Origin of the sequence: Comamonas faecalis (assembly GCF_039538025.1) — a bacterium.
Taxonomy (GTDB): Bacteria; Pseudomonadota; Gammaproteobacteria; order Burkholderiales; family Burkholderiaceae_C; genus Comamonas_C; species Comamonas_C faecalis.
Genome location: NZ_BAABBP010000005.1, coordinates 77526 through 102625, shown reverse-complemented (window position 1 = coordinate 102625; position 25100 = coordinate 77526). Strand labels below are relative to the sequence as shown.

The following is a 25100-nucleotide window of genomic DNA, read 5'->3' as shown; positions in this document are numbered from 1 at the left end:
CTATAGCCAGGACGCCATCGGTTCGATACGGGCAGCCATTTGCCAAGCGCCAGTACGAGGAATACCGTGGAATTCCCCGCAATCGACACAAGGAGACCGTCATGGAAAAAGACATTCAGGGCCCGCAGCGCCTGGGGCCGCTGACCCCACTGGTGGGTGAATGGGAGGGCAACGCCGGCGTCGACCTGTCCTACCACAACGAGGACGACGTCACTGGCGAGACCGGCTACTTCGAGAAGGCCGTGTTCCGCCCCATACCGAAGCAGGAGAACGGCAAGCAGTCGCTCGAAGGCCTGACGTACCACATGACCGCCTGGCGCCACGGCGAGGAGGCCATGAACCCGTTCCATGACGAGGTCGGCTACCTGCTGTGGGAGAAGGCCACCGGCCAGGTCATGCGCGCCGTCGTGTTCGGCCGCGGCATTGCGGTGCTGCAGGGCGCTACGGCCCAGCCGCGCGACAGGGCGATTGCCTTCAAGGCCACGCCCGGCGACCCGTCGTTTGGCATCCTGCAGAACAAATACCTGCTCGAACGCGCCGAGCTGCGCGAGTTCACGACCACCTTCACCTTCAACGCCGACGACAGCTTCAGCTACAGCTCGGATCTGGTGCTCAAGCTGGCGGCCCAGGGTGGCAAGGAAATGCACCACACCGACCGCAACACGCTGCACCGGGTCAAGAGCCATGGCGGCGCCGAAGGCTGACGCGGGCCGCGCGCCCGGGCGTGCGGGTGCATCGCGCAGTGCATATCGATGAAAGAAAACGGTCTAAGAGGATGGCCGTTTTTTGCGCCTGTTCGCAGACGCTTGCGGCACAATGCGCGGGTTTTCCCGTGAGATTGTCCGGCCGCGGCTGCGAGGATCTTGTCCAGTGCACCGCCATGAGGCAGCTGCCGCAGCCTTTCGCGGATGCGCCGCCCGTCCAGCGATGCCGTCCAACCCTTTTTCATCGACCATGAGCGCATTCCTCGAAGAGCGGGTCCTCTCCGTGCACCACTGGACCGACCGCCTGTTTTCCTTCAAAACCACACGCGACCCCGCCCTGCGGTTCTCCAACGGCCACTTCACGATGATCGGGCTGAAGGTGAACGACAAGCCGCTCTTGCGCGCCTACAGCATCGTCAGCGCCAATTACGAAGAGCACCTGGAGTTCCTCTCCATCAAGGTGCCCGACGGCCCGCTGACCTCGCGCCTGCAGCACATCCAGGTGGGCGACTCCATCGTCGTCGGCAAGAAGCCCACGGGCACGCTGCTCATCGACTACCTGCTGCCCGGCAAGCGCCTGTACCTGCTGTCCACCGGCACCGGGCTGGCGCCGTTCCTGAGCGTGATCCGCGACCCCGACACCTATGAGCGCTTCGAGCAGGTCGTGCTGGTGCACGGCGTGCGTCAGGTGGCCGAGCTCGCCTACCACGACTACCTCACGCGCGAACTGCCCAAGCACGAGCTTCTGGGCGAGATGATCAGCGGCCAGCTCAAGTACTACCCCACGGTCACGCGCGAACCGTTCAGGAACCAGGGCCGCATCAACGAGCTGATCGACAACGGCAAGCTGGCCGCCGACCTGGGCCTGCCCGCGCTCAACCCGCTGGAAGACCGCGTGATGCTGTGCGGAAGCCCCGAGATGCTGGCCTCGCTCAAGGCGCTGCTGGAGGGCCGCGACTTCGAGGAAGGCAACACCACGCGCCCGGGCGACTTCGTGATCGAGCGCGCCTTCGTCGAAAAATGACCGCGCCGGCCGACGCTGGGGCCGCTGCCCCGCTGCGCATTGCGCTGGTGGGCATGCCCGGCAGTGGCAAATCGACCGTTGGGCGCCACCTGGCGCGCCGCCTGCGCCTGCCGTTCGCCGACCTGGACCAGTTGCTCGAACAGCAGCTGGGCACCAGCATCCGCCAGCATTTCGAGACGCATGGCGAGCAGGACTTTCGCGACCGCGAGGCCGCGCTGCTGGCCGACCTGGCGCGCGCCGGCGGCCCGCTGGTGCTGTCCACCGGCGGCGGCGCCGTGCTGCGCGAGGCCAATCGCCAGGCGCTGCGCGCGGGGTTCGACCCCGTGATCTACCTGCGCGCCTCGGCCGACGAAATCTTCCGGCGCATCCGCCATGACCGCAGCCGCCCGCTATTGCAGGTGAGCGACCCGCTGGATCAGCTGCGCCAGCTGCACCGCGTGCGCGATCCGCTTTACCGCGAGGTGGCGCACCACGCCGTTGAAGCGAGGCGCCCGTCGGTGCAACGCCTGGTGCAGCTCGTCGTCGCGCAGCTGGAGCTGTCCGGGCGCTGCCCGGCGCTGGCTGACAACGAGCCGCCGGCCGAAGACCCGGGCACGGCGCAGCCGCCACTGGTGCGGCTGCTGCGCATCCACGGCAAGGTGCAGGGCGTGGGCTTTCGCCAGTCCACCGTCGAGGTGGCGCAGGGCCTGGGCCTGCGCGGCTGGGTGCGCAACCGCCGCGACGGCAGCGTCGAGGTGCTGGCCAGCGGCGCCGAGATCGACGTCCAGGCGCTGATCACCTGGGCGCACGGCGGCCCGCCCGCCGCGCGCGTCGAGCGCGTCGAAGTGCAGCCCGCGCTGCTGCAGGCGGGCGACGCGCTGCCCGGCTTCGAGCAGCGCCAGACGCTGTAGCGCGCCTTCCCTCGTTTTTCCTGAGCGCTTCGGCGCTCAGCGCATCGCAAACGACTCGCGGTGCAGGCGCCAGTCGCGGGCGTCGTGGCGTTCGAGCGCGTCGCCGAGGCCCTGCGGGCCGCAGTACCAGATGTCCAGCGCGTCTTTTCCGGCCAGGTTGCGCGGCGACAGGCGTTGGCCGTGGGCCTGGCTGTGCACCGTGAGCGTGACCGCGGGCCGGGCGCCGGCGCACAGCTGGCGCAGGCGCGCCAGCAGCGGGTCGCGGTCGGCGTCGCGGGTGCAGTAGTGCATTTGCACCGGTTGCGCGCCGGGCGGCTGCACATGACCCCTCTGGCGCGCCTCCAGCAGTGCCAGGAATGGCGTGATGCCCACGCCCGCGGCCACCCAGACCTGCTGGCGCCGGGCACTGCCGCGTCCGTCGAAGTGGCCGTAGGGGCCTTCGATGTCCACGCGCTGGCCGGTGCGCAGGCGGCTGGCCAGCGTGCGGGTGTAGTCACCCAGCGGCTTGATGACCAGGCGCAGCAGCGCCTCGCCCGCGTCGCTCTCGGCCAGGCCGTCCGCGCTGGCAATGGTGAACGGGTGCGCGCCTTCGCCGCGGTCGAAGCGCACAAAGGCGAACTGCCCGGCACGGTGGCCCGGCCAGCTGGCGGGCATGGCGCAGGTTACCTCCAGCGGCGCGTCGGCACCCTGGCCCAGCAGCTGCACGTGCGCGATGCGCGCCGCGTGGTTGCGCCGCACGCCCACCCAGCCGGCCAGTGACCACAGCGCGGCGGCGCTGCCGGCCAGCATCAGAGTGACCATCAGGGCGCCCAGCGGCGAGGCCCACAGGTACAGCGGCGTGAGCGCCACCGCGTGGAACACCAGCGCCAGGTACAGCAGCGGCATGGCGCGGTGCAGCACGCGCCAGTTGCGGTAGGGCAGCAGCCGCGTGAGCAGCGTCAGCGCCACCATGGCCAGCAGCAGGTAGAAGGCCCATTCGCCCGCGTCCTTGGCCAGGCCGCGGCTGTCGGTCAGCCAGGCCCAGACGGCGTCGCGCCCGGGCTTGCCGGCGCGGCCCCACAAGTCCTTGATCCAGCCGCCGCCCTCCTTGGCGCCCCAGTGGGCAATGGCCGCCAGCGCCGCGCCGATGCCCGCCCATTTGTGCAGGCGGTAGACCTGGTCCATGCCGCCCAGCGGGCGCTCCAGCAGCGGGTGGCGCAGCGCCAGCACCATTACCAGGCTCATCAGCCCCATGCTCCACAGGCCGCTCAGGTAGATGGCGTGGCGGCGCAGCATCCACCAGCCGCCTGCCGCGCCCTGGGTGTCGACGAGCGGGCTGATTCCCAGGTCGGCAGGCGCGGCGGCGATCCAGGCGGCGGTGATCAAGAGCAGATAGAGCGACAGGGCGGTTTTGGTTCTCATGCGGCCTCCGTGGTGGTGTTGGTGCCGGCGCCGGGCGCGCCGAAGAAGATCAGTGCTTGTCGTAGGTGCGTGTGTGCTCGATGGCGCCGCTGCTGCCGTTGACGTAGAGCTTGACGCTCTCGTTCTGCGCGTTCAGCGCCTTGACCTCGTAGCGGCCCTTGTCCCACTCGATCTCGCGGATCGCGTGCATGCCGGCGGCCTCCATGCGCTGGTAGATGTCGCCAATCGTCAGTTGCGCGCCCTGCGGCGCCATGCGCACCGCGGCCGGTGCTGCGGTGGCGGCGGGCGTGGCGGCTGGCGCGGTCTGGGCCTGTGCCAGCCCGGCGTACAGGCCGGTGGACAGCGCGCCGGCAGCGGCGGCGGCGATGAGGAAGCGGCGGGTAGCGGTGGTGATCATGGTCTGGACTCCTGTGAAGAAAGATGCAACGGCGGGTGCCGCCGTGCCGTCATTGTTCAAAACCCGGCATGAATCGAAGCTGAAGGCGGCGTTCACCAGCGGTTCATCGGCGCGGCGGTATAAAAACGCCATGTCCGCCTTCACCTCTCCCCTGTCGCAACGTATGGTTCAACCAGTGCTGCTGGCCCTTGCGCTGGCGCTGGCCGCGCCGGCATGGGCCGACCACGACCGCAAGGACAGCGACCACGACCGCAAGGACAGCGACCACGACCGCGCGCGCCATGCGCTGCAGCAAGGCCAGGTGCTGGCGCTGCGCAGCGTGCTCGACCAGGTCGAGCGCGAGCAGCGTGGCCAGGTGCTGAAAATCGAATTCGACGAGGACGACGGCCGTTTCTTCTACAAAATCCGCCTGTTGCAGCCGGACGGGCGCGTGGCCAAGCTCAAGGTCGACGCGGTGACCGGCGCCGTGCTGTCGATCAAGCGTAAGGGGGACTGATGCGGATTCTTGTAGTCGAAGACGAGCCCACGCTGAATGCCCAGCTGGTGCAGGCAATCGCGGCGGCGGGCCACACGGTGGAGGCGGCGCTGGACGGCGTGCAGGCGCATTACCTGGGCGAGGTGAGTGACTTCGACGCCGTGGTGCTCGACCTGGGCCTGCCGCAGCTCGACGGCCTGTCGGTGCTGCGCCGCTGGCGCGCGGCCGGGCGCGGCATGCCGGTGCTGATCCTGACGGCGCGCAGCGCCTGGGAGGAGAAAGTCGCCGGCATCGACGCCGGCGCCGACGACTACCTGGCCAAGCCGTTTCATATGGAAGAGCTGCTCGCGCGCCTGCGTGCGCTGCTGCGCCGCCTGGGCGAGCACGCCAGCGCGCTGTGGAGCTGCGGCGCGATCACGCTGGACACGCGCCAGGCGCGCGTGACGGTCGACGGCCAGCCACTGGAGCTGACCAGCCACGAGTTCAAGCTGCTGTCGCTCCTGATGCAGAAAAAAGGCGAAGTGCTCTCGCGCACCGTGCTGTCCGAGCACCTGTACCCCGAGGACAGCGACCGCGACTCCAACACCATCGAGGTCTTCATCGCCCGCCTGCGCAAGAAGCTGCCCGCCGGCAGCATCGAGACCGCGCGCGGCCTGGGCTACCGGCTGGTGGACGCGGGCGCCGGCGCATGACGCGCGCGCCGCGCCTGGGCTCGCTGCGCCTGCGCCTGCTGGCCGGCACGCTGGCCTGGGTGCTGGTCGCGCTGGCGGTCGCCTTCTGGGGGCTGCGCGCGTTGTTCCAGGAGCACATCACGCAGCAGCTGCAGCAGCAGCTGGTCGCGCAGCTCGACATGCTCAGCGCCGCGGTCGACTGGGACGAGCACGACGGCCGCATCCAGGTCGGCCCCATGGCTGCCGATGCGCGCCTGCAGCAGCCGCTGTCGGGCCTGTACTGGCAGATCGACCGCCTGGGCGACGCGCCGAAGGAGGCGCTGCAGCGCTCGCGCTCACTGTGGGATCGCTCGCTGCACCTGCCCGCGCCGCCTGCGCAGTACCCGCCCCAGGGCTGGCGCGCGTTCGACGTGGCCGACGGCCAGGGCCATGTGCTCCTGGCCGTCGCGCGCCCGCTGCAGCTGCCCGAGGACGACGCGCCGCCGCTGCGCCTGGTGGTGGCCGGCGACAAGGCGCTGCTGGCCGAGCCGCTGCAGCGCTTCACCCACATGCTGCTCATTGCGCTGGGCGTGCTGGCCGCGGGCCTGCTGGTGGCCGTGGCGGTGCAACTGCAGCTGGCGCTGCGCCCGCTTGCGCGATTGCGCCAGCAACTGGCCGAGGTGCGCGCCGGCCGCGCGCCGCAGCTGCCCGGCCCCTATCCACGTGAGCTGCAGCCGCTGGTGCAGGAGTTCAACCACGTGCTGGTGCACGACGCCGAGATGGTGGCCGCCGCGCGCACGCAGGCGGGCAACCTCGCGCATGCGGTCAAGACGCCGCTGGCCGTCCTGGCCAATGCAGCGCAGCAAGACGAGTCGCCCCTGGCCCGGCTGGTGGCCGAGCAGGTGGCCAGCGCGCGCCGCCAGGTCGACTGGCACCTGGCGCGCGCGCGCGCCGCCGCTGCGGTGCGCGCCACCGGCATGGCCACGCCGGTGCGCGAGCCACTGCTGGCGCTGCTGCGCACCATGGGGCGGCTGCACGCGCAGCGCGGCGTGCAATTCACGCTGGCAGGCGGTGCGCAGGACGGCAGCTTTCGCGGCGAGACGCAGGACTTGTACGAGCTGCTGGGCAACCTGCTGGACAACGCCGGCAAATGGGCGCGTTCGCGCGTCGAGGTCGATGTGCAACGCCAGGGCGACCAGCTGTGCTTCACGGTCGATGACGACGGCCCCGGCATTCCCGAGGCGGCGCGCACGCAGATGTTCCAGCGCGGCGTGCAGCTCGACGAGCAGCGCCCGGGTTCGGGCCTGGGGCTGGACATCGTGCGCAACCTGGCCGAAACCTATGGCGGCAGCATTGCGGTGCTGACCTCGCCGCTGGGCGGAGCGCGCCTGCGCCTGTGCCTGCCGGCCAGTGGTTGAGGTTTTGTGTATTACTGAGTATTGCTAAATCATCTAATTACAGTAATATTTAGCCCATGAAAGCTTTCGACCAGCCACTGAACGCCAAAGTCTTGCCGCGCGCCCTGCTGCTGGAGCTGCTGCTGGCCAACGACGGGCAGCCGCTGCTGGTCAGCCGCGCGGTGGCCGCCGGCGCGCTGTTCGACATTTCCGCCAACCACCTGCGCGTGGCGCTGGCGCGGCTGTCCGCGCAAAGCCTGGTGCAGGCGGCCGGGCGCGGCGCCTGGGTGCTGGGGCCTGCCGCGCGCGAGCTGGCGCACGACGTGGCCCGCTGGCGCGGCGCGGCGCAGCGCATGCGCGCGGACAACGGCCAGTACGTGGCGGTGCACTGCGCCCATCTGGGGCGTGGCGACCGCACGCAGATCCGCCAGCGCGAACGGGCGCTGCGCATGCTCGGCTTTGCCCCGCTGCACCGCGACCTGTGGCTGCGCCCGGACAACATCGAGGCCGACGTCGCTGCGGTGCGCGCCCGCCTGTACACGCTTGGGCTGGAGAGCGACGCGCTGGTCTGCGGCTGCCACGACCTGGACGCGGCCACACAGGTGCGCGTGCGCCAGCTGTGGGACGCCTCTGCGCTGGACGCGGGTTACCGCAAGACCATCGACCGGCTGCAGGCCTGGCAGCGGCAGGCGCCGCAGCTGGCCATCGACCGCGCGGCGCGCGAATCTTTTTTGCTGGGCAGCGCCGCCATCCGTCAGCTGGTCTACGACCCGCTGCTGCCCGCGTCCTGGGTCGACGCGCCGCTGCGCAGCCGCTTCATTGCCGCGGTGCAGGATTTCGATGCCACCGGACGCGCGCTGTGGCAGCGCCTGTTCGACGGCCTGCCCACCAGTCAGGCCCGCACCGCTGCGCACGCACGTGCCGCGTGAGCAACCACCACCAGAGGAGACCACCATGAACGCCATGAACGACGGCACCGCACCGCACACGCACTACCTGGCCCAGACGCACGAGGTCATCAACGTCTCGTGCGAGCTGGCCGGCTACAACGCCTATACGCAAGACCAGGCGCTGCGCGAAGCGGTGCAGCGCGAGGGTGCGGCCTGGGCCGACGCCGACCTGCAGCGCTTTGGCCAGTACTGCGGCGCGGCCGACACGCTGGAGCAGGGCGCGCTGGCCAACAAGTTCGCGCCCGAGCTGGAGACGCACGACCGCTTCGGCCACCGCATCGATCTGGTCAAATTCCACCCCGCCTACCACCAGTTCATGCGCGCGGCCATCGAGCAAGGCCTGCACGCCTCGCCCTGGACCGACCCGCGCGCGGGCGCCCACGTGGCGCGCGCCGCCGGCAACTACCTGCACACTCAGGCCGAGGCCGGCCACGGCTGCCCGGTCACGATGACGTTTGCCGCCATTCCCACGCTGCGCCTGCAGCCCGACCTGGCCGCGCAGTGGGAGCCAAAAATCACCGCGCGTGCCTACGACCCGCGCAACGTGCCGATGGCCGACAAGCAGGGCCTGACCATCGGCATGGCGATGACCGAGAAGCAGGGCGGCTCGGACGTGCGCGCCAACACCACGCACGCCTACCCCGTCGGCCAGGCCGGCCCGGGCCAGACCTACGAGCTGGTGGGCCACAAATACTTCGTCTCGGCGCCGATGTGCGACGCCTTCCTCACCCTGGCGCAGACGCCCAAGGGCCTGTCGTGCTTTCTGCTGCCGCGCTGGCGCCCGGACGGAACGAAGAACCCGCTGCAGGTGATCCGCCTGAAGAAGAAGATGGGCAACGTCTCCAACGCGTCCAGCGAGACCGAGCTGCGCGGCGCGCTGGCCTGGATGGTGGGCGAGGAAGGCCGGGGCGTGGCCAACATCATCGAGATGGTGGCGATGACGCGTTTCGACTGCATGGTCGGGTCGAGCAGCGGCATGCGCATGGCGCTGTCGCAGGCGCTGCACCACTGCGCGCACCGCAGCGCATTCGGCAAGCTGCTGAGCGAACAGCCGCTGATGCAGAACGTGCTGGCCGACCTGGCGCTGGAGAGCGAGGCGGCCATGGCGCTGTCGATGCGCATGGCGCGCGCGCTGGACGAGCGCGGCGCCAGCCGCCACGAAGAACTGCTAACCCGCCTGATGACGGCCGTCGGCAAGTACTGGATCTGCAAGCGCACGCCCCAGCACGCCTACGAGGCCATGGAGTGCATTGGCGGCAGCGGCGTGATGGAAGACAGCATGATGCCGCGGCTGTTTCGCGAGTCGCCGGTCAACGCGATCTGGGAAGGCAGCGGCAACGTGCAGTGCCTGGACGTGCTGCGCGCCATGGGCCGCCACCCCGAGGTGGTACAGGCCTTCTTCGACGAGCTGCGCGCCACGCAAGGCCAAAACCGTCACCTGGACGCGCAGGTGAGCGCGCTGGCGCAGGAGCTGAAAGATCCGCAGGAGCAGCAGTACCGCGCGCGCCACGTCGTCGAGCGCATGGCGCTGGCCATGCAGGCCTCGCTGCTGCTGCGCGGCGCGCCCGCCTTCGTGGCCGACGCGTTCTGCGCCTCGCGCCTGGATCAGCAGGGGAGCTTCCACTACGGCACCTTGCCGCGCGGCGTGGACGCAGCGGCCATCATCGCGCGGGCCACGCCGCTGCTCGATTGAAGCCTGGCATGGCTGGCACAATCGACGGTTTCGCTTTTTCGGGGAAGGCCACCAGCCATGTTCACAGGCATCGTCCAGGCCACGGCGGGCATCGCCGCCATTGACGAGCGCACCGGCCTGCGCACCTTCACCATCGACTTTCCCGCGGGCTTTTGCGAGGATCTGGCGATTGGCGCCAGCGTCTCGACCAACGGCGTGTGCCTGACGGTGACCGAAATCCTCTCGCCCACGCAGGCGCGCTTCGACGTGATGCAACAAAGCCTGAACATCACCACGCTGGGCAGCCTGCGCGAGGGCGACCGCGTCAACGTGGAGCGCGCGGCCAAGGACGGCGCCGAGATCGGCGGCCACCCGCTGTCGGGCCATGTGGACTGCGTCGCAACGTTGGCGCAGGTGCGCGACAGCGAGAACAACCGCGTCTGGCGCGTTCAAGTGCCTGCCGCGTTTGCGCGCTACATCTTCGCCAAAGGCTATATCGCGATCCACGGCGCAAGCCTGACCGTGTCCGAGGTCAACCGCGCCGAGGGCTGGTTCGAGGTCTGGCTGATCCCCGAGACGCGCCGCGCCACGGTGTTCGAAGGTCTGCAGGCGGGCGACCGGCTCAACGTCGAGATCGAGCGCAGCACCCAGGTGGTGGTCGATACGGTGCGCGAGGCGGTGCAGGAAAGCCTGGGCCGCCTCGCCCCGGTGCTCGAAGCGCTGCTGGCCGAAAAAGGCCTGTCGCTGGACGACTACCTGCCGCGCCCCGCCCTGCCGGCATGACACCGCGCCTGCTGGCGCCGGCCGACCTGCCGGGTCTGCTGGCAGTGCAGCGCGCCTGCTATGGCGACGGCCTGCTTGAGAGCGCCGCGGTCTACGCCCGTCGCCTGGCCGGCAGCGCCAACGCCTCGCTGGTGATCGCCCGTGATGGCCAGGTGCTGGCCTACCTGGCAGCCTACCGCTCGCAGCTGGGCAAGGTCACGCCGCTGCATGGCGACTTCGAGCCCGCCGCCACGCCCGACGCCATCTATCTGCACGACATGGCAGTGCTGCCCGTCTGCGCCGGCCAGGGCCTGGCGCATGCCCTGCTGGCCACGCTGCGCGCCCAGGCGGTTGCCGCGGGGCTGCGCCACGGAGCGCTGGTGTCGGTGCAGGGCTCGCAAGGCTACTGGCAGCGCCAGGGCTTTGCGGTGCAGGTGCTGCAGGACGAGGAGCAGCGTCGGCGCCTGGCCGGCTATGGCGACGACGCCGTTTACATGACCGCAGCGCTGCAGCGCTGATTTGGGTAGGCCCGCTGTCGTCGCTCGCTTTGGCGCTTGCCGCGCTTCGGGATGGTCTGTGCCACGGTTGCCAGATGCCTGGCGCCAAGGTTTCCACAGCCAGGTTTCCACTCCAGAAGATCCGTATCGCATCAGGGTAGACGAGTAATTTTAATTGTCTATAGACAATTAAAAGTTGTATTTGACAATTACTCCCTGAATTTCGAAACTGGGTGCACTCAAAAGGAGACCAGCACCCATGCCCCGACTCACCGATTACCAGAGCTATGCGGACGCCCAGGCGCATTTCTCGTCCGAGAAACTCTGGGAGCTTTTTGATGGCGACCGCGAGCGCCTGAACATCGCCCACGAGTGCGTGGACAGGCACGCCGCCAGCGGCCGTGACGCGCTGATCGTGGCCCACGCGGACGGCGTCGACGAGGTCATCACCTACCGCGAGCTGGCCGAGGATTCGTCGCGCTTTGCGCACTGGCTGGAGCAGCGCGGCGTGCAGCCCGGCCAGCGCGTGGCGATCATGCTCGACCCCTCGCGCGCCTTCTATGCGGCGATGTTTGGCGTCATCAAGCGCGGCGCCATCGCCGTGCCCATGTTCACGCTGTTCGGCCCCGACGGCATCCGCCTGCGCGTCGACGACTGCCAACCCGCACTGATCGTCACCAACGTCGACAAGCAGCCGGTCGCCGCAGGCGTGACGCAGGTGCCGGTGATGGTCTACGACGGCGCCTTTCACGCCAGCCTGCAGACGCTGCCCGCGCACTACGCGGTGCAGACGCGGGCCGACGACCTGGCGATTTTTCAGTACACCTCGGGCACGACGCGCGAGCTGCCCGACGCCGTCAAGCACACGCACAGGGCGCTGGTCACGCTCACGGTGGCCGCGCTGTACGGCACGGGCCTGCGCCCGGGCGACCGGTTCTTTTGCCCTTCGTCGCCCGCCTGGGGCCATGGCCTGTGGCACGGCACGCTGGCGCCGCTGGGCATGGGCCTCACCGTGGGCGCGTACAGCGGGCGCTTTCACCCCGAGCGGCTGCTGCAGGCGCTGTCGCAGCACCGCTTCACCAACATGTCGGCCGCGGCCACGCACTACCGCATGATGAAGAACTGCGGCAAGGCGGGCGACTACACGTTTTGCTTCGACAAGCTTTCGTTCACCGGCGAGCCCATCGACGACGACACGGCCGACTTCGTGCGCCGCACCTTCGGCCTGGAGGTGTGCAGCATGTACGGCACCACCGAGATCGGCGTGGTGCTGGCGAGCTACCCCGGCGCGCCCGATTTCCCCGTCAAGCGCGGCTCGCTCGGCAAGCCCGTGCCGGGCACGCGCATCGAGGTGCACGACGCCGAAGGCCGCCCCTGCCCGCCCGGCGCCACGGGCCAGCTCATGGTGCTGCGCAAGGGCGAATGGATACCGACCAAGGACCTGGGCCGCGTCGATGAAGACGGCTACTACTACCACGGCGGCCGTGCCGACGACGTGATCATCTCCGCCGGCTGGACCATGAGCGCGGTGGAGATCGAAAACGCCATGCTGCTGCACCCCGACGTGCTCGAAGCCGCCGCCATCGGCGTGCCCGACGAGGTGCGCGGCCAGGTCGTCAAGGCCTTTGTCGTCAGCGACCGTGCGGCCAGCGACGCCTTCGTGCAGGAGGTTCAGGACCTGGTGCGCTCCAAGCTGAGCCAGCACGAATACCCGCGCCACGTGGCCTTTGTGCCCGAACTGCCCAAGACCCCCGCCGGCAAGGTGCACCGCAAGGTGCTGCGCGAGCGCGATGCCAGCGCCGCCCCGGCCTGATTTCCGCTTCCCGTCCCTTTCTTTCCCTTCTCCCCTTCCCTTTTCCAACCAGTAGACCCAGGAGACTTCACATGTCAGCAATCTTGTCCCAGCCCCTGCCCGAGCAGCGCAGCTTCCCCAAGATCACCGAAAGCGGCCTCGACGAACTGCGCGAGCGCATCGGCCAGAAGATCGGCAACACCGTCGAGCCCTGGTGCTACGAGGCCACGCGCGACAACATCCGCCACTACGCCCACGGCATCGGCGACGACAACCCGCTGTGGTGCGACCCGGACTACGCGGCCAAGACGCACTACGGCGGCATCGTGGCGCTGCCCAGCTTCCTGTTCTCCACCAGTCGCATCGTCTCGGGCTACGTGGGCGGCCTGCCGGGCGTGCACGCCATGTGGTCGGGCGCCGACTGGACCTGGCACAAGCCGATTCGCCGCAACGACGCCATCCACACCGAGGCGCACCTGAAGGACCTGATCGAGCACCAGACGCGCTTCGCCGGCCGCGCCGTGCAGCAGATCTACCACGTGGATTTCTTCAACCAGACCGGCGACAAGGTGGCCGAGGCCGACAGCTGGTGCTTTCGCACCGAGCGCGACCATGCGCGCGAGGTGGGCACCAAGTACAAGGAGGTGCGCGCACGCGAGCCGCGCCGCTACACCGACGAGGAGCTGGGCGAGGCCTACAAGCTCTACCGCAACGAGGAAATCCGCGGCGCCACCCCGCGCTACTGGGAGGACGTGAAGGAGGGCGAGGAACTGCCCACCATGTTCAAGGGCCCGATGACCGTGACCGGCTTCATCGCCTACGCCCAGGGCTGGGGCGGCCTGTACATCCGCGCCAACAAGCTGGCCTGGAAGCTCATCGATGCGCACCCCGGTGTGGGTATCAAGAACCGCTTCGGCATCCCCGACTGCCCCGAGCGCGTGCACTGGGAGGAAGACTTCGCGCTCGAAGTCGGCGCGCCCGGCGCCTACGACTACGGTCCCGAGCGCACCTCGTGGCTCACGCACCACCTGACCAACTGGATGGGCGACACGGGCTTTTTGCACAAAGCCAGCTGCAAGATCCGCCGCCACAACCCCGAGGGCGACATGCTGTTCATCAAGGGCCGCGTGAAGCGCAAGTTCGTGGAGAACGGCCAGCACATGGTCGAGATCGAGCAGGAGGCCCGCAACCAGGACGACGAGCTGTCGGTACTGGGCGGTGGCGTGGTCATCCTGCCCTCCCGGGGCTGACGACCATGGACGCCAACCGCCACGCTGCGCTGCACGGCCTGAAGGTGGTGGACCTGACCCGCGTGCTTGCCGGCCCTCTGTGCACCCAGATGCTGGCCGACCATGGCGCGCAGGTCGTCAAGGTGGAGCCGCCCGGCGGGGACGAGACCCGCCAGCTCGGGCCGCCGTTCGACCTGGACGGCCAGGCGGCCTACTTCTCGGCCCTCAACCGGGGCAAGCGCTCGATCAGCCTGAACCTGTCCACTCCGGGCGGGCAGGAAGTCCTGCACCGGCTGCTGGCCGATGCGGACGTGCTCATCGAGAACTTCCTGCCCGGCACCATGGAGCGCTGGGGCTTGGGTTACGAGCAGGCGCTGGCGGCCGCCTACCCGCGCCTTGTGTACTGCAGCGTGACGGGCTTTGGTGCTGACGGGCCGCTGGGCGGCCTGCCGGGCTACGACGCCGTGCTGCAGGCGCTGTGCGGGGTGATGAGCATCAACGGCGACGCCGCCACGGGCGCGACCCGCGTGGGCATACCAGTGGTCGACCACCTCACCGGCTACGTGGCGCTGTCGGCCATCCTGATGGCGCTGCTGGCGCGCGGGCACAGCGGACAGGGGCAGCGTGTGGAGGCCACGCTGTATGACACGGCGCTGAGTCTGCTGTTGCCGCACGCGTCCAACTGGTTCGCGTCGCAGCAAAGCCCGCAGCTGCTGGGCAGCGCCCATCCCAACATCGCGCCCTACGACAAGTTCCGTGCGCGCGATGGGGAGCTGTTCATCGGCATCCTGAACGACGGACAGTTCAAGCGCTTTTGCACGCACGTCGGGCTGCAGTACCTGAAGGAGGACGCACGCTTCGCAACCAACACTGCACGCCTGGCGCACCGCGATGAGCTGCGCGCAGCCATCGAGCTGGCCATCGCCCATCTCGACAGCGGGCCGCTGTGCGACGCGCTGATGAGAGCCGGTGTGCCCGCGGGCCCCGTGCTGTCCGTGCCGCAGGCCTTGGCGCATCCGCATTGCGCGCACCGCGACATGGTCGTGCGCACGGGTCGTTACACAGGCCTTCGCGCACCCATGCGGCTGGCAGGCACACCGGGGCGGCCGCAGGCCAGCCCTCCCGCGTTCGCCCAGCACCGGGGCGAGGTTCTGGACGAACTGGGGTACGCCCCAGACGAAAGTAAGGCCCTGCAGGCCAGCGGCGCGGCTCCCGCGTCATTGGCAGGGTAGGCACCCTACGATTCAACCCAAAGAAAAGACCAAGGAGACAACATCATGCGTAAATTTTTCGCACTGTGCGCGGCCACCGCGTGCCTGCTTGCCGGAGCCCCCGTCGCCCATGCCCAGGATTCACAGACCGCTGTGGGCCGCTATCCGTCCAAGCCTGTCCGGATCGTCGTGGCCTACGCCGCGGGCCAGGGTACGGACATCGTCACCCGCTACATCACCGACCTGATGTCCAAGGATCTGGGCGAGCCTTTCGTCGTCGAGAACCGTCCGGGAGCGGGTGGCAACCTTGGATCCGAACTGGTGGCGCGCGCACCAGCCGACGGCTATACCCTCACGATGGGCACCAATGCAACCCACGTGCTCAACCAGTTCCTCTACTCCAAGATACCGTTCGACGCGGAAAAGGACTTCGAGCCCATCGGCCTGGTCGGCGCCTTCTCCATGGTCATGGCGGTGAACACAAGTGCGCCCTTCACCTCGGTCTCCGACGTACTGGGAGCCGCCCGGCGCAGCACGGGCGGCGCCGACATCGCCATGCCCTCGACCACGGCGCGCCTGGTAGTGGAATTGCTCAAGGAGCGCGCCCAGACTCCGCTGTTCGGCGTCCCGTACAAGGGCTCGGGGGGCGCGATCACCGACGTCATCGGCGGCCAGCTGCCGATCATCGTGGATACGCCCACCGCGCTGCGCCCCCACCTGGCCGCAGGCAAGCTGCGCGCCGTCGGTGTGACCTCGGCCCAGCCCAGCAACCTGGTACCGGGGGTAGTGCCGATTGCCGCACAAGGCGTCGATGGCTTCGAAGTCGTGGCCTGGAACGCGCTGTATGCCCCCAAGGGCACGCCGCCCGCGGTCATTGCCGCCTTGAGTGCATCGCTGAACAAGGCGCTGGCGCGGCCCGAGACGCGCCAGAAGCTGCTTGACCTGGGCTTCGAGCCTGCAGGCGGATCGCCGGAACAGCTGGCCGAGTTTGCGCAAGTCGAGCGCAAGAAGTGGGGGCCGCTGATCGAGGCTGCGGGCATACGCGCAGACTGAGCGAGAGAAAGAACGCAAGGGCCCGATTCGGGCCCTTTGTGCGTCATTCCACCAGCAGACCTGAGACCTCGCGTGCCTCTCGCATCATCTCCTGGGCCAGCAGGTCGGTGGCCACCGTCGTGAGCTGGCTGCTCAGCCCCACGACCACCACGGTGTAGGCAAGCCGGCCACCGGCTAAGACGGGAACCGCGACCACCGTCAGGCCGGCCATGAAATGATCCCGGTCCACGCTGAAACCCTGCGCGCGTGCCAGCTCCACTTCCTTCTTCCACGCCTCGAAGCGCGGCGCCTTGTCCCAGTGGATTTGCGCAAATTTCTTGCGCAGATCCGCCCAGCTTTGACCACCATGCGCCGCGATCAGCCGGCCCGTGGCGCTGACCAGGGTGTCGAATCGGCTGCCTACATCGGTGTGCACGCGAAAGGGTTGATTAGAGTGCGACAGGGCCAGCACCACCACGCTGTCCTTGGCTGTGATCTCCACGCCCATGGCCGTGACGCCGAAGCGCCCTGCCAGGCGGTCGAGCGCGGGCTGGATGAGCTGCGGAAAGCCGCTGCGCTCCAGCACGCTGCGCGCCAGGCTGATCATGCCGTTGCCCAGCGCGTAGCGCTTGGTGGCGGCGTCCCATGTCACCAGTTCCTCGGCCACCAGCACCCGCAGGATGTGCAAACAGGTGCTGGGCACCAGGGCCAGTTCGTCGGCGATGGCTTTCACGCCCAAGGGCTGGCCCACCTGGCCCAGCAGCCGCAGGATGGCAATGGAGCGGCTGACCGCGGGTACGGGCCGCACGCGCACTGTGCGCGCTGCGGGTTTCTTCTTTTCGGAGGTGGTGGCCTGTGTCTTGGCGGGCATGGCGGAGCTTCGCGGGTTGAACCGTCCCAGGGGCCCCAGCCAGCTTGCGATGGCGGACGTCATGGCGTGGGGTGGCGAGACAGCGCCAATCTTAGAACGCAGACGCAGACCGTCATGGCTTGTCTCCCGGCGCCGTGCGCACGACCTTCATGAGCGCCTGCGCGGTGAGAACGGTTTCGCCCTCCACCGTTACCTCGCCGCGCAGAAAGGCCAGCGAGCCGGTGCGGCGCACAAGCCGTGCGCCTGCCTGCGCCAGCTGGCCCGCGCGCACCGAGCCGATGAAATGCGTGTCCAGCTGCAGCGTCAGACACGGCAGGCGGCCGCAGGCCTCCCAGGCCACGCTGCTGATGGCGTGATCCAGCAGCGTGAGCAGCGCGCCGCCGTGCACCACTCCGGCGGGGTTGAGGTGCGCCTCATCGGCAAGGATGGCGTAGGCCCATGCATCGCCCTCACGTCGCGTCCACAGCGGCCCCGCCCGTCCCATGAAGCCGGGCAGATCGCGGCGCTTCCAATGTTGCTGAACAAGATCTTCAGGGGTCATGCTGCGCTCCATGGCAAATCGCCGGATGTCGTTCCAGCGGACCAGCTGCACCTGCAGCCGAGGCACCTCGCAATCATTGTATTAGTAAATAATATTTGTATTAGTACAAAAATATTAAAGGTATTCATGCGGCAGCACAGATGGGTGTGCGCGTCCTTCGGGCAAGCACGCCGCAGGCATGGATGTACTGTTCTGTGGAATGGAAACCGTCGGCGCCTGGGCTGACGCGAAGCTTTCAGCCCACGTGGCGATAATCGCCGCCATGCCAAACCGCTGGAAACCCAACGTCACCGTGGCCGCCATCATTGAGCGCGAGGGCCGCTTCCTGCTCGTCGAGGAGCACACCCGCGACGGGCTCAAGCTCAACAACCCGGCCGGCCATCTCGATCCGGGTGAATCCCCCGTTGCAGCCTGCGCGCGCGAGGTGCTGGAGGAGACCGCCTTCGAGTTCACGCCCCGCGCGCTGGTGGGCATCTACCTGAACCGCTTCATCAAGACGCGCACCGGCGACGACATGACCTATATGCGCTTTGCCTTTGCCGGCCAGCTGGGCATGCACCACAGCGCGCGCGCGCTCGACACCGGCATCGTGCGCACGTTGTGGATGAGCGCCGACGAGATCCGCGCCTGCAGCGCACGCCACCGCAGCCCGCTGTTGCTGGCCAGCCTGGAGGACTACCTGGCCGGCCGCCGTTTTCCGCTGGAGCTGGTGCACACCGACGCCAGCGTGTTCAAGACGCCGATCTGATGGCGTTTGGCGAGGCGCTTCAATGAATGGGATCAGCGCAGCGTCACCAGCTTGAACACCGCGCGCGCCGTGCAGACCACGTTGCCAGCTGCATCGGTGACGTCGCCTTCGCAGAACACGGTGCGAGCGCCGCTGCGCAGGATGTGGGCCTCGATCAGCAGATCGGTCGTGGCCGTGGCGAGGAAGTGGGTGTTCATCTCGATGGTGATGACGCCCAGGCCCAGCGGGTCGTGCGAGCGCGCGGCGGCGCTCAGCGTGAAGTCCAGCGCACTCATCATCGCACCGCCGTGGCCGTGGCCGCGGCTGTTGACCAGTTCCGGCCGCAGCGGCAGGCGCGTGCGCGCCAGGCCGGGCGCTAGTCTCACAGGCTCCAGACCGATGTGGCGCATGAACGGTACGTCGATGCCGAAGTAGCCGCGGGCCAGCGCATCGGCCCGCAGTTCGTCGGATGGTGCAGTCGTGACGCTCATTCGATCTCCGCGACGGCCTGGCCTTCGGCGATCTGATCACCCACGGCGACGAGCAGCTTGCGCACGGTGCCAGTGATCTCGGCTTCGACGGGAATTTCCATTTTCATCGACTCGACAATGATGAGGATGGCGCCGGCTTCAATGGCGGTGCCTTCGGCGGCTTCAATGGCGGCGACCAGGCCGGCGATGGGGCTTGCGATGGTGGTCATGGAGGTCTCTTTCAAGGTTGGGTACCCAGTACGCGCTGGGCAATGCGGGTGTCGATGCGGCCAGCCACAAAGTCGGCGTGAGCCAGGACGCGCTGAATGAACGGGATATTCGTCTTCACGCCCTCAATGCGGGTCTGTGCCAGCGCCGTCTGCAGGCGCGCGATGGCGTCCATTCGGTCACGGCCGTGGGCCACGAGCTTGGCGATCATGGGGTCGTAGAACGGCGTGACGGACGCGCCCTGGGTATAGCCGGTCTCCACGCGGATGCCGTCGCCCGTGGGCAGGTCGAAGCATGCCAGCGGCCCCGGCGACGGCAGGAAGCGCACCGGGTCTTCGGCATAGATGCGCGCCTCGATGGCATGGCCGCTGGCCTGTAGCGGGCCTGGCAGCACCTCGCGCATGCGCGCGCCGGCGGCCAGGCGGATCTGGGCCTCGACGATGTCGATGCCAGTGATCTCCTCGGTCACCGCGTGCTCGACCTGCAGGCGTGTGTTCATTTCAAGAAACACAAAGCCGTCCCGCGGCGTGTACAGCATTTCCACCGTGCCGATCACGTCGTAGCCGATACGCGACAGCAGCCCAGACAGCAGCTGCCGCATGTCGGCCAGCTGCGCTTCGGGAATGCCCCCGGGGCGTGCTTCCTCCACCACCTTCTGGTGGCGGCGCTGCACCGAGCAATCGCGCTCGAACAGGATGCGCACATCGCCATGGCGGTCGGCCAGCACCTGGAATTCGATGTGGCGCGGCGCCTCGATCAGTCTTTCCAGGTACAGCTCGGCTGTGCCGAAAAACTTGGCTGCGATGCCGCTGGCCTTGACCCAGGCTGCTTCCAGTTCTTGCGAATCGCGCGCGGGCAGCATACCGATGCCGCCTCCACCGCCGGCGGGCTTGATCAGCACCGGGTAGCCGATGCGCGAGGCCTCGGCCAGCGCCTCGTCGCTGTCGGACAGCACGGGCGAGCTGGCTGCCTGGGGCATGCCTTGCTCAGCCATGAAGGCGCGCGCCTGCGTCTTATGGCCCAGTGCACGTATCCAGCGCGGCGATGGGCCGATGAAGCACAGGCCCTGCCGCTGCACGGCTTCGGCGAAGTCGGCGTTCTCTGACAGAAAGCCGTAGCCCGGATGCACGGCGTCGGCGCCGGTCTCGCGCGCCATTTCGAGCAGGCGCGCCTGGTTCAGATAGCTCTGCTGCGCAGGCGCGGGGCCGATGGCCACGGCCCGGTCGGCGGCGCCCACGTAGGGCAGGCCGGCATCGGCCTCGGAATACACGGCCACCGATTCGATACCCATGCGGCGTAGCGTGCGGATCACGCGTGCGGCTACGTCGCCCCTGTTGGCGACGAGCACACGGCGGGGCAGGCGAACGTCGCTCATACGGAACCTCCCTGCGCCACGGCGACGACGGCATCGACGATGACGGGCGCTTGCGCGCCGCGCGCCACCAGCACCGGGTTGGCATCGACCGACTGCACCTGGCCGGCCTGGGCCAGCATCCAGTCTCCCAGGCGCACCATCATGTCGGCCAGCGGCTCCAGTTCCACAGCCGGCATGCCGCGCACGGCGGCAAACGCAGGCGCGATGGCGAGGCGACGAATCGCGGCCAGTGCCTGCGTGCGGCCGAACGGCGCGACGAGGAATTGCACATCCTTGAGCACCTCGACCAGCACGCCGCCCTGGCCGATCATCACGGCCACGCCAAATTCGGCATCGACATGCGCGCCCAGCGCCAGCTCGAAATCGGCTTTGTGCTGCGCACCCAGCAGCAGGCCGCCGTCCTGCGCGCCCAGGTTGCGCAGAGTGGCCGCGAAGTCGTGGAAAGCCTGCACGGCCTGCTGTGCTTCGCGCAGGTTCAGCCGTACCAGGCCATGTTCGGACTTGTGTGCCAGGTCGGCCGACACGCCCTTGGCCACCAGCGGTGCGCGCAGGGTGCCGAAGGCGGAGCGTACCTGCTCCTCGCTGGTGGCGACCGCATGGTGCATCACCGGCAGACCGGCGGCCTGCAGCCGTGCCAGGCTGGAGGGCTCGTCCAGTGTGGCGGCTGCCGCCGCGCCGGGCGCGGGCACGGCCGGGGGCTGGGCCGCCATGCCTGCCTGCGCGGCCTTCTCGGCCAGTAACGCCAGGCCGCGCATGGCGGCACGTTCGCTCCAGAAGGTGGGAACGCCCTGCGCCTGGAAGGCCTGGGCCACCCAGTCCTGGTTCACGCTGACGGCGATCGGGATGCCACTGTCCTGCGCGAAGCGGCTGGCCTGGGCAGCGAAATCGGCGAAGTCGTAGCCTTCGCCGCCAATTGGAAAGCCCACGTGCACCAGGTCGGCTGCGCCACTGCCGAACAGTGCATGTAGGGTGTCGCCAAAGGTCTCGGGCTTGCCCAGCAAAGCCGTGGTCATGTCGATGGGGTTGCGCGCCGTCACGTAGGACGGCAGGGCTTGTTTGAGGCCCGTGAGCGTGGCGGCATCGAACTGCTCCACGGCCAGGCCGAATTCCTCGGCAGCGTCGGCCGCGAGCACGCAGGTGGCGCCGGAATTGCTGATGCTCACCACCCGGGCGCCGCGTGCGGCAGGCTGCGAGAGGAACAGCGGCGCGTAGTCGATCAGCTCGCGGAAGTCCGCCAGGCGCGGTATGCCGTGCTGGCGCAAGAAGGCATCGGCCAGCGCGTCCTCGGCCGCCAGCGCGCCGGTGTGCGAGCTGGCCGTAGCCTGGCCGGCACTGGTGCGCCCGGCCTTGACGGCCAGAATGGTGATGCCGCGCTCGCGCGCCAGCCGCGCGGCGTCAGCCAGATAGACGCTTTGGCGTAAGGTCTCGACGTAGAGCACGACGAGGCGGATGTTCTCGTCCTCCACCACGGCGCGCACAGCCTCGGCGGCGCAGACGTCGGCCTCGTTGCCAGTGGAGACCATATAGCGCACGCCTATGCCCGCACGGCGCAGCCCGCCGTAGAGAATGGCCGCGCCCGCGCCGCTCTGGCTGACGATGGCTACTGGGCCGTCGCCCGGCGGGCTCTCGTTGATCATGGTTGAGAAGTTGAGGATCGCGCCGCTGGAGAAGTTGGCCACGCCCTGGCAGTTGGGGCCGAACAGGCGCAACCCGCCGCGCCGGGCGCGGGCCACCAGATCGGCCTGTCGCGCACGGCCCGCGTCACCCAACTCGGCAAAGCCGGACGAGTAGATCACCGCCGCCTTGGCACCTACAGCCACGCAGTCGTCGATTGCGGCTGCTACGTCCTCTCCGGCCAGGCTGATGATCACGGCGTCGGGCGCCTCGGGCAGGGCTTGCAACCCCTTGTAGGCGGGCAGGCCCTGTACCTTGCTACGGTTCGGGTTGATCGGGAAGATACGGCCCGCGTAGCCGTGGCGGCGCATGTAGTCGATGGGCCGGCCACCGGCCTTGATGGGGTTGTCCGACGCGCCCAGTACGGCCACGGCGCGGGGGCTAAGTGCTTGTAGCAAAGACATGCCTGGGCCCTTCAGTCCAGCGAGATGGCTTCACGCTGGATGACCTGTTTCCAGTCCGCCACCTCCGTGGCGATGCGCTGGGCGAAGGGCTCGGGCGCCAGCATCACCATATCGCCTTGGCTGTTGAGCACATTGCGCGCATGTTCGTCCTGGAGCATGCCTTTGGTAGCTTCGTAGAGCTTGCTCACGATAGCCGGCGGCGTGCCAGCGGGCGCGAACAGGCCGGCCCAGAAGGTGACGTTGAAGTCTGCATAGCCGGCCTCGGCCATGGTGGGCACGTTGGGCAACTGCTTCATCCGCTGGGGTGCGGTGACGGCCAGCGGCAGCAGCTTGCCGGCGGTGATCTGTGGCAACGCACTCCAGGTGTCGAACTGGATGTCCAACTCGCCGCTGAGCACGGCCAGCTGTGCCTGCGAGGCGCTTTTATACGGCACGTGTGTGGTCTCGACACCGGTGCGGTTGCTCCAGGACGCAAAGGCCAGATGGGCGATATTGCCGGGACCAGCCGAGCCGTAGCTGATCTTGTCTGGGTTGCGCTTGGCGTAGGCAATCACGTCCTGCGCGGAACGGATTTGGTTCTTTCCGGCCCAGCCCGGGTTGACGGTGAGGATGAAGGGCGCGTCCAGCAGCATGGTGACGGGCGCGAAGTCCTTGGGCTGGTACGTGATCTTCTTGTAGATCTGTGGGTTGATGGTGATGCTGCTGGAGTTGGTGACCAGCAGCGTGTAGCCGTCAGGCGCGGAGCGCGCCACTTCGCCCACGCCGATGGCGCCGTTGGCGCCAGGCTTGTTGTCAACGATCACCGGCTGGCCCAGCTGCTTGCTGAGCTGGTTCGATACAGCGCGCGCAATGGTGTCGGTGAACGAGCCTGCCGGGAAGCCCACGATGATGCGGATGGACTTGGCGGGCCAGTTGTCTGTCTGTGCGTGCGCAGGCGCTGCAGCCAGCCAGGATGTGGCCAGGCACAGTGCCAGAGCGGTGCGGCGCGTGGGGTGCCAATGTCTTGTGGTCATTTCTGTCTCCTTACAGGTTTTAGGCAAAATCGGGCCTTGAAGCTTGTGTATCAAGCGTCGGAAGCTATGGTTTCTATAGTTGATCAGGGGCGCATGCCGAAGCGCGGCGCGCCCGGCTCGCGCAGCGGTGCTGCCAGGTTGGCGAACTCGCACAGCAGTCGACGTGTGTTGCGTGGATCGATCACCTCATCGATGCCAAAGGCCTCGGCTGTGCGAAACGGCGAGGTGAGACTGCGTACGCGCTGTTCGATCTCGGCACGCTTTTGCACAGGGTCGTCTGCGCCCTCGATCTCGGCCTTGTAGGCCACCTCCAGCCCGCCCTCGATGGGCAGCGATCCCCAGTTGGCCGAGGGCCAGGCGTAGCGGAAGTTGAAGCGCCCCATGTGCTGGTGACCGGCGGCGGCCACGCCATAGGCGCGGCGGACGATGATGCTGCACCACGGCACCGTGGCCTGGTAAACGGCGGCCAGTGCACGTGCGCCGTAGCGCATGATGCCGGCTTTCTCCGCCTCGACGCCGATCTGGAAGCCAGCGATATCGACCAGGTTCACCACCGGCAGGTGGAAGGCCTGTGCCAGATCGACGAAGCGCGTGAATTTCTCGGCCGAGGGGCCGTCCCAGCCACCGCCGTAGAAATATGGATCGCTGGCCACCACGGCCACGGGCCAGCCGTCGACACGTGCCAGTCCGGTGACGATGGCCCGGCCCCAGTGGCGGCCCATTTCCAGGAACGAGCCCTGATCCACCAGGCATTCGACAATGGGGCGAATTTTGTAGACCTTGCGGCTGTCGCGCGGAATGGCCGAGAGCAGCCATTCGTCGCGGCGCGCGGCGTCATCCTGCACCTCGCCGCGCGCGGGTAGCTCATGCACCGACGATGGCAGGTAAGACAGGAAACGGCGTATGCGATCGAAGGCTTCCTCCTCGCTGGCCACCTCGTCGTCCACCACACCGTTACGCGTGTGGATTTGGCTGCCACCCAGTTCTTCCTTGGTCACGTTCTGGCCGATACGCGCCACGACCGGTGGTCCGGCGTTGAACAACTGGGCTGTGCCCTTGACCATCACCGAATAGTGGCTGGACGCCACACGCGCTGCGCCCATGCCGGCCACCGAACCCAGCGCCAGCGACACTACAGGTACGGCGGAGAGGTTTTGCACCACCTGGCTCCAGACCTTCATGGTCGGCACGCTGGTATAGCCCTTGGTCTCGATGTTGCGCACCGAACCGCCGCCGCCCGTGCCGTCCACCAGGCGCACCATGGGCAGGCGCAGGTCGTGCGCCATCTTTTCGGCAAAGATCAGCTTGTCGCCCACGGCGCCGTCGTTGGCGCCGCCGCGCACAGTGAAGTCGTCGCCCACCACGACCACGGGTCGCCCGCCGATGCGTGCGCGCCCCATCACCAGGTTGGACGGGGTGAACTCCACGAGACGGCCTAGGCTGTCGTACTGGCCCGAGCCGGTGAGCGAGCCCACTTCGACAAAGGAATCCTCATCCGTACAGGCCGTGATGCGCTCGCGCACCGTCAGCTTGCCCGCTGCCTTGTGGCGTGCCACCTTGTCGTCTCCGCCCAGTTTCGCCGCCAGTGCATGGCGATATGCGATTTCATCTACTTCGGGTTGCCAGCTCATGTCATTGCCTCCTATACAAAAACTAAAGCACAAGTCGTGCCATGTTTTAAATAATTGATTTTATTGAATTTTTTTTAATATCT

The 25100-nt window shown here is 68.1% G+C and carries 25 protein-coding genes and 1 pseudogene; 16 read left to right on the top strand and 10 right to left on the bottom strand.

Annotation, left to right across the window (positions count from 1 at the left end; all coding sequences use genetic code 11):
- Positions 1–101: 101 nt before the first annotated feature.
- The 4 genes and pseudogenes from ABD767_RS04460 to ABD767_RS04445 all read left to right on the top strand — a co-directional run bounded on the left by ABD767_RS04460 (position 102) and on the right by ABD767_RS04445 (position 2618).
- A complete protein-coding gene (locus tag ABD767_RS04460; protein WP_103044184.1) occupies positions 102–704 on the top strand; it encodes a heme-binding beta-barrel domain-containing protein in 603 nt (200 codons plus the stop codon).
- A 250-nt stretch (positions 705–954) separates the two neighbouring features.
- A complete protein-coding gene (locus ABD767_RS04455) occupies positions 955–1728 on the top strand; it encodes an FAD-binding oxidoreductase (protein WP_103044183.1) in 774 nt (257 codons plus the stop codon).
- Positions 1725–2273: pseudogene (locus tag ABD767_RS04450) on the top strand (shikimate kinase); the annotation flags it as partial. The gene ABD767_RS04455 and the pseudogene ABD767_RS04450, both read left to right, overlap by 4 nt.
- A gap of 66 nt (positions 2274–2339) precedes the next feature.
- Positions 2340–2618, top strand: a complete 279-nt coding sequence (locus ABD767_RS04445; protein ID WP_344868487.1) for an acylphosphatase — start codon at positions 2340–2342, stop codon at positions 2616–2618.
- Positions 2619–2654: 36 nt separating this feature from the next.
- On the opposite strand, the gene ABD767_RS04440 is transcribed toward ABD767_RS04445, so the two are convergent.
- Positions 2655–4019 (bottom strand): ferric reductase-like transmembrane domain-containing protein, encoded by a 1365-nt coding sequence (locus ABD767_RS04440; RefSeq protein ID WP_103044181.1) that lies wholly within the window; start codon positions 4017–4019, stop codon positions 2655–2657.
- Positions 4020–4068: 49 nt separating this feature from the next.
- A complete protein-coding gene (locus tag ABD767_RS04435) occupies positions 4069–4416 on the bottom strand; it encodes a PepSY domain-containing protein (protein ID WP_103044180.1) in 348 nt (115 codons plus the stop codon).
- Positions 4417–4546: 130 nt separating this feature from the next.
- Between ABD767_RS04435 and ABD767_RS04430 the strand changes: the two genes are divergently transcribed.
- From ABD767_RS04430 to ABD767_RS04380, 11 genes are all read left to right on the top strand, one after another.
- Positions 4547–4912: a PepSY domain-containing protein gene (locus ABD767_RS04430; protein ID WP_425549892.1), complete on the top strand. Its 366-nt coding sequence runs from the start codon at positions 4547–4549 to the stop codon at positions 4910–4912.
- Positions 4912–5583: a response regulator gene (locus tag ABD767_RS04425; protein WP_103044178.1), complete on the top strand. Its 672-nt coding sequence runs from the start codon at positions 4912–4914 to the stop codon at positions 5581–5583. Before ABD767_RS04430 ends, ABD767_RS04425 begins: the two co-directional genes overlap by 1 nt.
- Complete coding sequence (locus ABD767_RS04420) at positions 5580–6959, top strand: ATP-binding protein (protein ID WP_103044177.1); 1380 nt, start codon at positions 5580–5582, stop codon at positions 6957–6959. Before ABD767_RS04425 ends, ABD767_RS04420 begins: the two co-directional genes overlap by 4 nt.
- A 56-nt stretch (positions 6960–7015) precedes the next feature.
- Positions 7016–7867, top strand: a complete 852-nt coding sequence (locus ABD767_RS04415; RefSeq protein WP_103044176.1) for a PaaX family transcriptional regulator C-terminal domain-containing protein — start codon at positions 7016–7018, stop codon at positions 7865–7867.
- 25 nt (positions 7868–7892) lie between these two features.
- Entirely contained in the window at positions 7893–9581 is a 1689-nt protein-coding gene (locus ABD767_RS04410) for an isovaleryl-CoA dehydrogenase (protein ID WP_103044175.1), read from the top strand.
- 57 nt (positions 9582–9638) lie between these two features.
- The gene (locus ABD767_RS04405; RefSeq protein WP_103044174.1) at positions 9639–10343 is read left to right on the top strand and encodes a riboflavin synthase subunit alpha; all 705 of its coding nucleotides are present in this window, start codon (positions 9639–9641) and stop codon (positions 10341–10343) included.
- Complete coding sequence (locus ABD767_RS04400; RefSeq protein ID WP_103044173.1) at positions 10340–10840, top strand: GNAT family N-acetyltransferase; 501 nt, start codon at positions 10340–10342, stop codon at positions 10838–10840. Before ABD767_RS04405 ends, ABD767_RS04400 begins: the two co-directional genes overlap by 4 nt.
- Before the next feature lie 238 nt (positions 10841–11078).
- Entirely contained in the window at positions 11079–12632 is a 1554-nt protein-coding gene (locus ABD767_RS04395) for an AMP-binding protein (RefSeq protein WP_103044172.1), read from the top strand.
- Positions 12633–12703: 71 nt separating this feature from the next.
- Complete coding sequence (locus ABD767_RS04390; protein WP_103044171.1) at positions 12704–13861, top strand: FAS1-like dehydratase domain-containing protein; 1158 nt, start codon at positions 12704–12706, stop codon at positions 13859–13861.
- 5 nt (positions 13862–13866) lie between these two features.
- Entirely contained in the window at positions 13867–15072 is a 1206-nt protein-coding gene (locus tag ABD767_RS04385; RefSeq protein WP_103044170.1) for a CoA transferase, read from the top strand.
- A gap of 45 nt (positions 15073–15117) precedes the next feature.
- Positions 15118–16104, top strand: coding sequence for a tripartite tricarboxylate transporter substrate-binding protein (locus ABD767_RS04380; RefSeq protein ID WP_103044169.1), 987 nt, complete (start codon positions 15118–15120; stop codon positions 16102–16104).
- A 43-nt stretch (positions 16105–16147) separates the two neighbouring features.
- Here the strand turns inward: ABD767_RS04380 and ABD767_RS04375 are convergent, their stop codons facing one another.
- The gene (locus ABD767_RS04375) at positions 16148–17017 is read right to left on the bottom strand and encodes an IclR family transcriptional regulator domain-containing protein (RefSeq protein ID WP_103044168.1); all 870 of its coding nucleotides are present in this window, start codon (positions 17015–17017) and stop codon (positions 16148–16150) included.
- A gap of 49 nt (positions 17018–17066) precedes the next feature.
- Positions 17067–17495: a PaaI family thioesterase gene (locus tag ABD767_RS04370; RefSeq protein WP_344868413.1), complete on the bottom strand. Its 429-nt coding sequence runs from the start codon at positions 17493–17495 to the stop codon at positions 17067–17069.
- Between the two features lie 262 nt (positions 17496–17757).
- Here ABD767_RS04370 and ABD767_RS04365 point away from each other — a divergent pair, with 262 nt between their 5' ends.
- A complete protein-coding gene (locus ABD767_RS04365; RefSeq protein WP_103044167.1) occupies positions 17758–18243 on the top strand; it encodes an NUDIX domain-containing protein in 486 nt (161 codons plus the stop codon).
- A 32-nt stretch (positions 18244–18275) separates the two neighbouring features.
- Here ABD767_RS04365 and ABD767_RS04360 read toward each other — a convergent pair whose 3' ends face one another.
- The 6 genes from ABD767_RS04360 to ABD767_RS04335 form a co-directional block, all read right to left on the bottom strand.
- Positions 18276–18713, bottom strand: coding sequence for a hotdog fold thioesterase (locus ABD767_RS04360; protein WP_103044166.1), 438 nt, complete (start codon positions 18711–18713; stop codon positions 18276–18278).
- Complete coding sequence (locus ABD767_RS04355) at positions 18710–18922, bottom strand: biotin/lipoyl-containing protein (RefSeq protein WP_103044189.1); 213 nt, start codon at positions 18920–18922, stop codon at positions 18710–18712. The genes ABD767_RS04360 and ABD767_RS04355 overlap by 4 nt, the downstream gene beginning before the upstream one ends.
- A gap of 11 nt (positions 18923–18933) precedes the next feature.
- Positions 18934–20295, bottom strand: a complete 1362-nt coding sequence (locus tag ABD767_RS04350) for an ATP-binding protein (protein WP_103044165.1) — start codon at positions 20293–20295, stop codon at positions 18934–18936.
- Complete coding sequence (locus tag ABD767_RS04345) at positions 20292–22373, bottom strand: acetate--CoA ligase family protein (protein ID WP_344868409.1); 2082 nt, start codon at positions 22371–22373, stop codon at positions 20292–20294. The genes ABD767_RS04350 and ABD767_RS04345 overlap by 4 nt, the downstream gene beginning before the upstream one ends.
- Before the next feature lie 11 nt (positions 22374–22384).
- Positions 22385–23386, bottom strand: coding sequence for a tripartite tricarboxylate transporter substrate-binding protein (locus ABD767_RS04340; protein WP_103044163.1), 1002 nt, complete (start codon positions 23384–23386; stop codon positions 22385–22387).
- Between the two features lie 83 nt (positions 23387–23469).
- Positions 23470–25017 (bottom strand): carboxyl transferase domain-containing protein, encoded by a 1548-nt coding sequence (locus tag ABD767_RS04335; protein WP_103044162.1) that lies wholly within the window; start codon positions 25015–25017, stop codon positions 23470–23472.
- Positions 25018–25100: the final 83 nt, after the last annotated feature.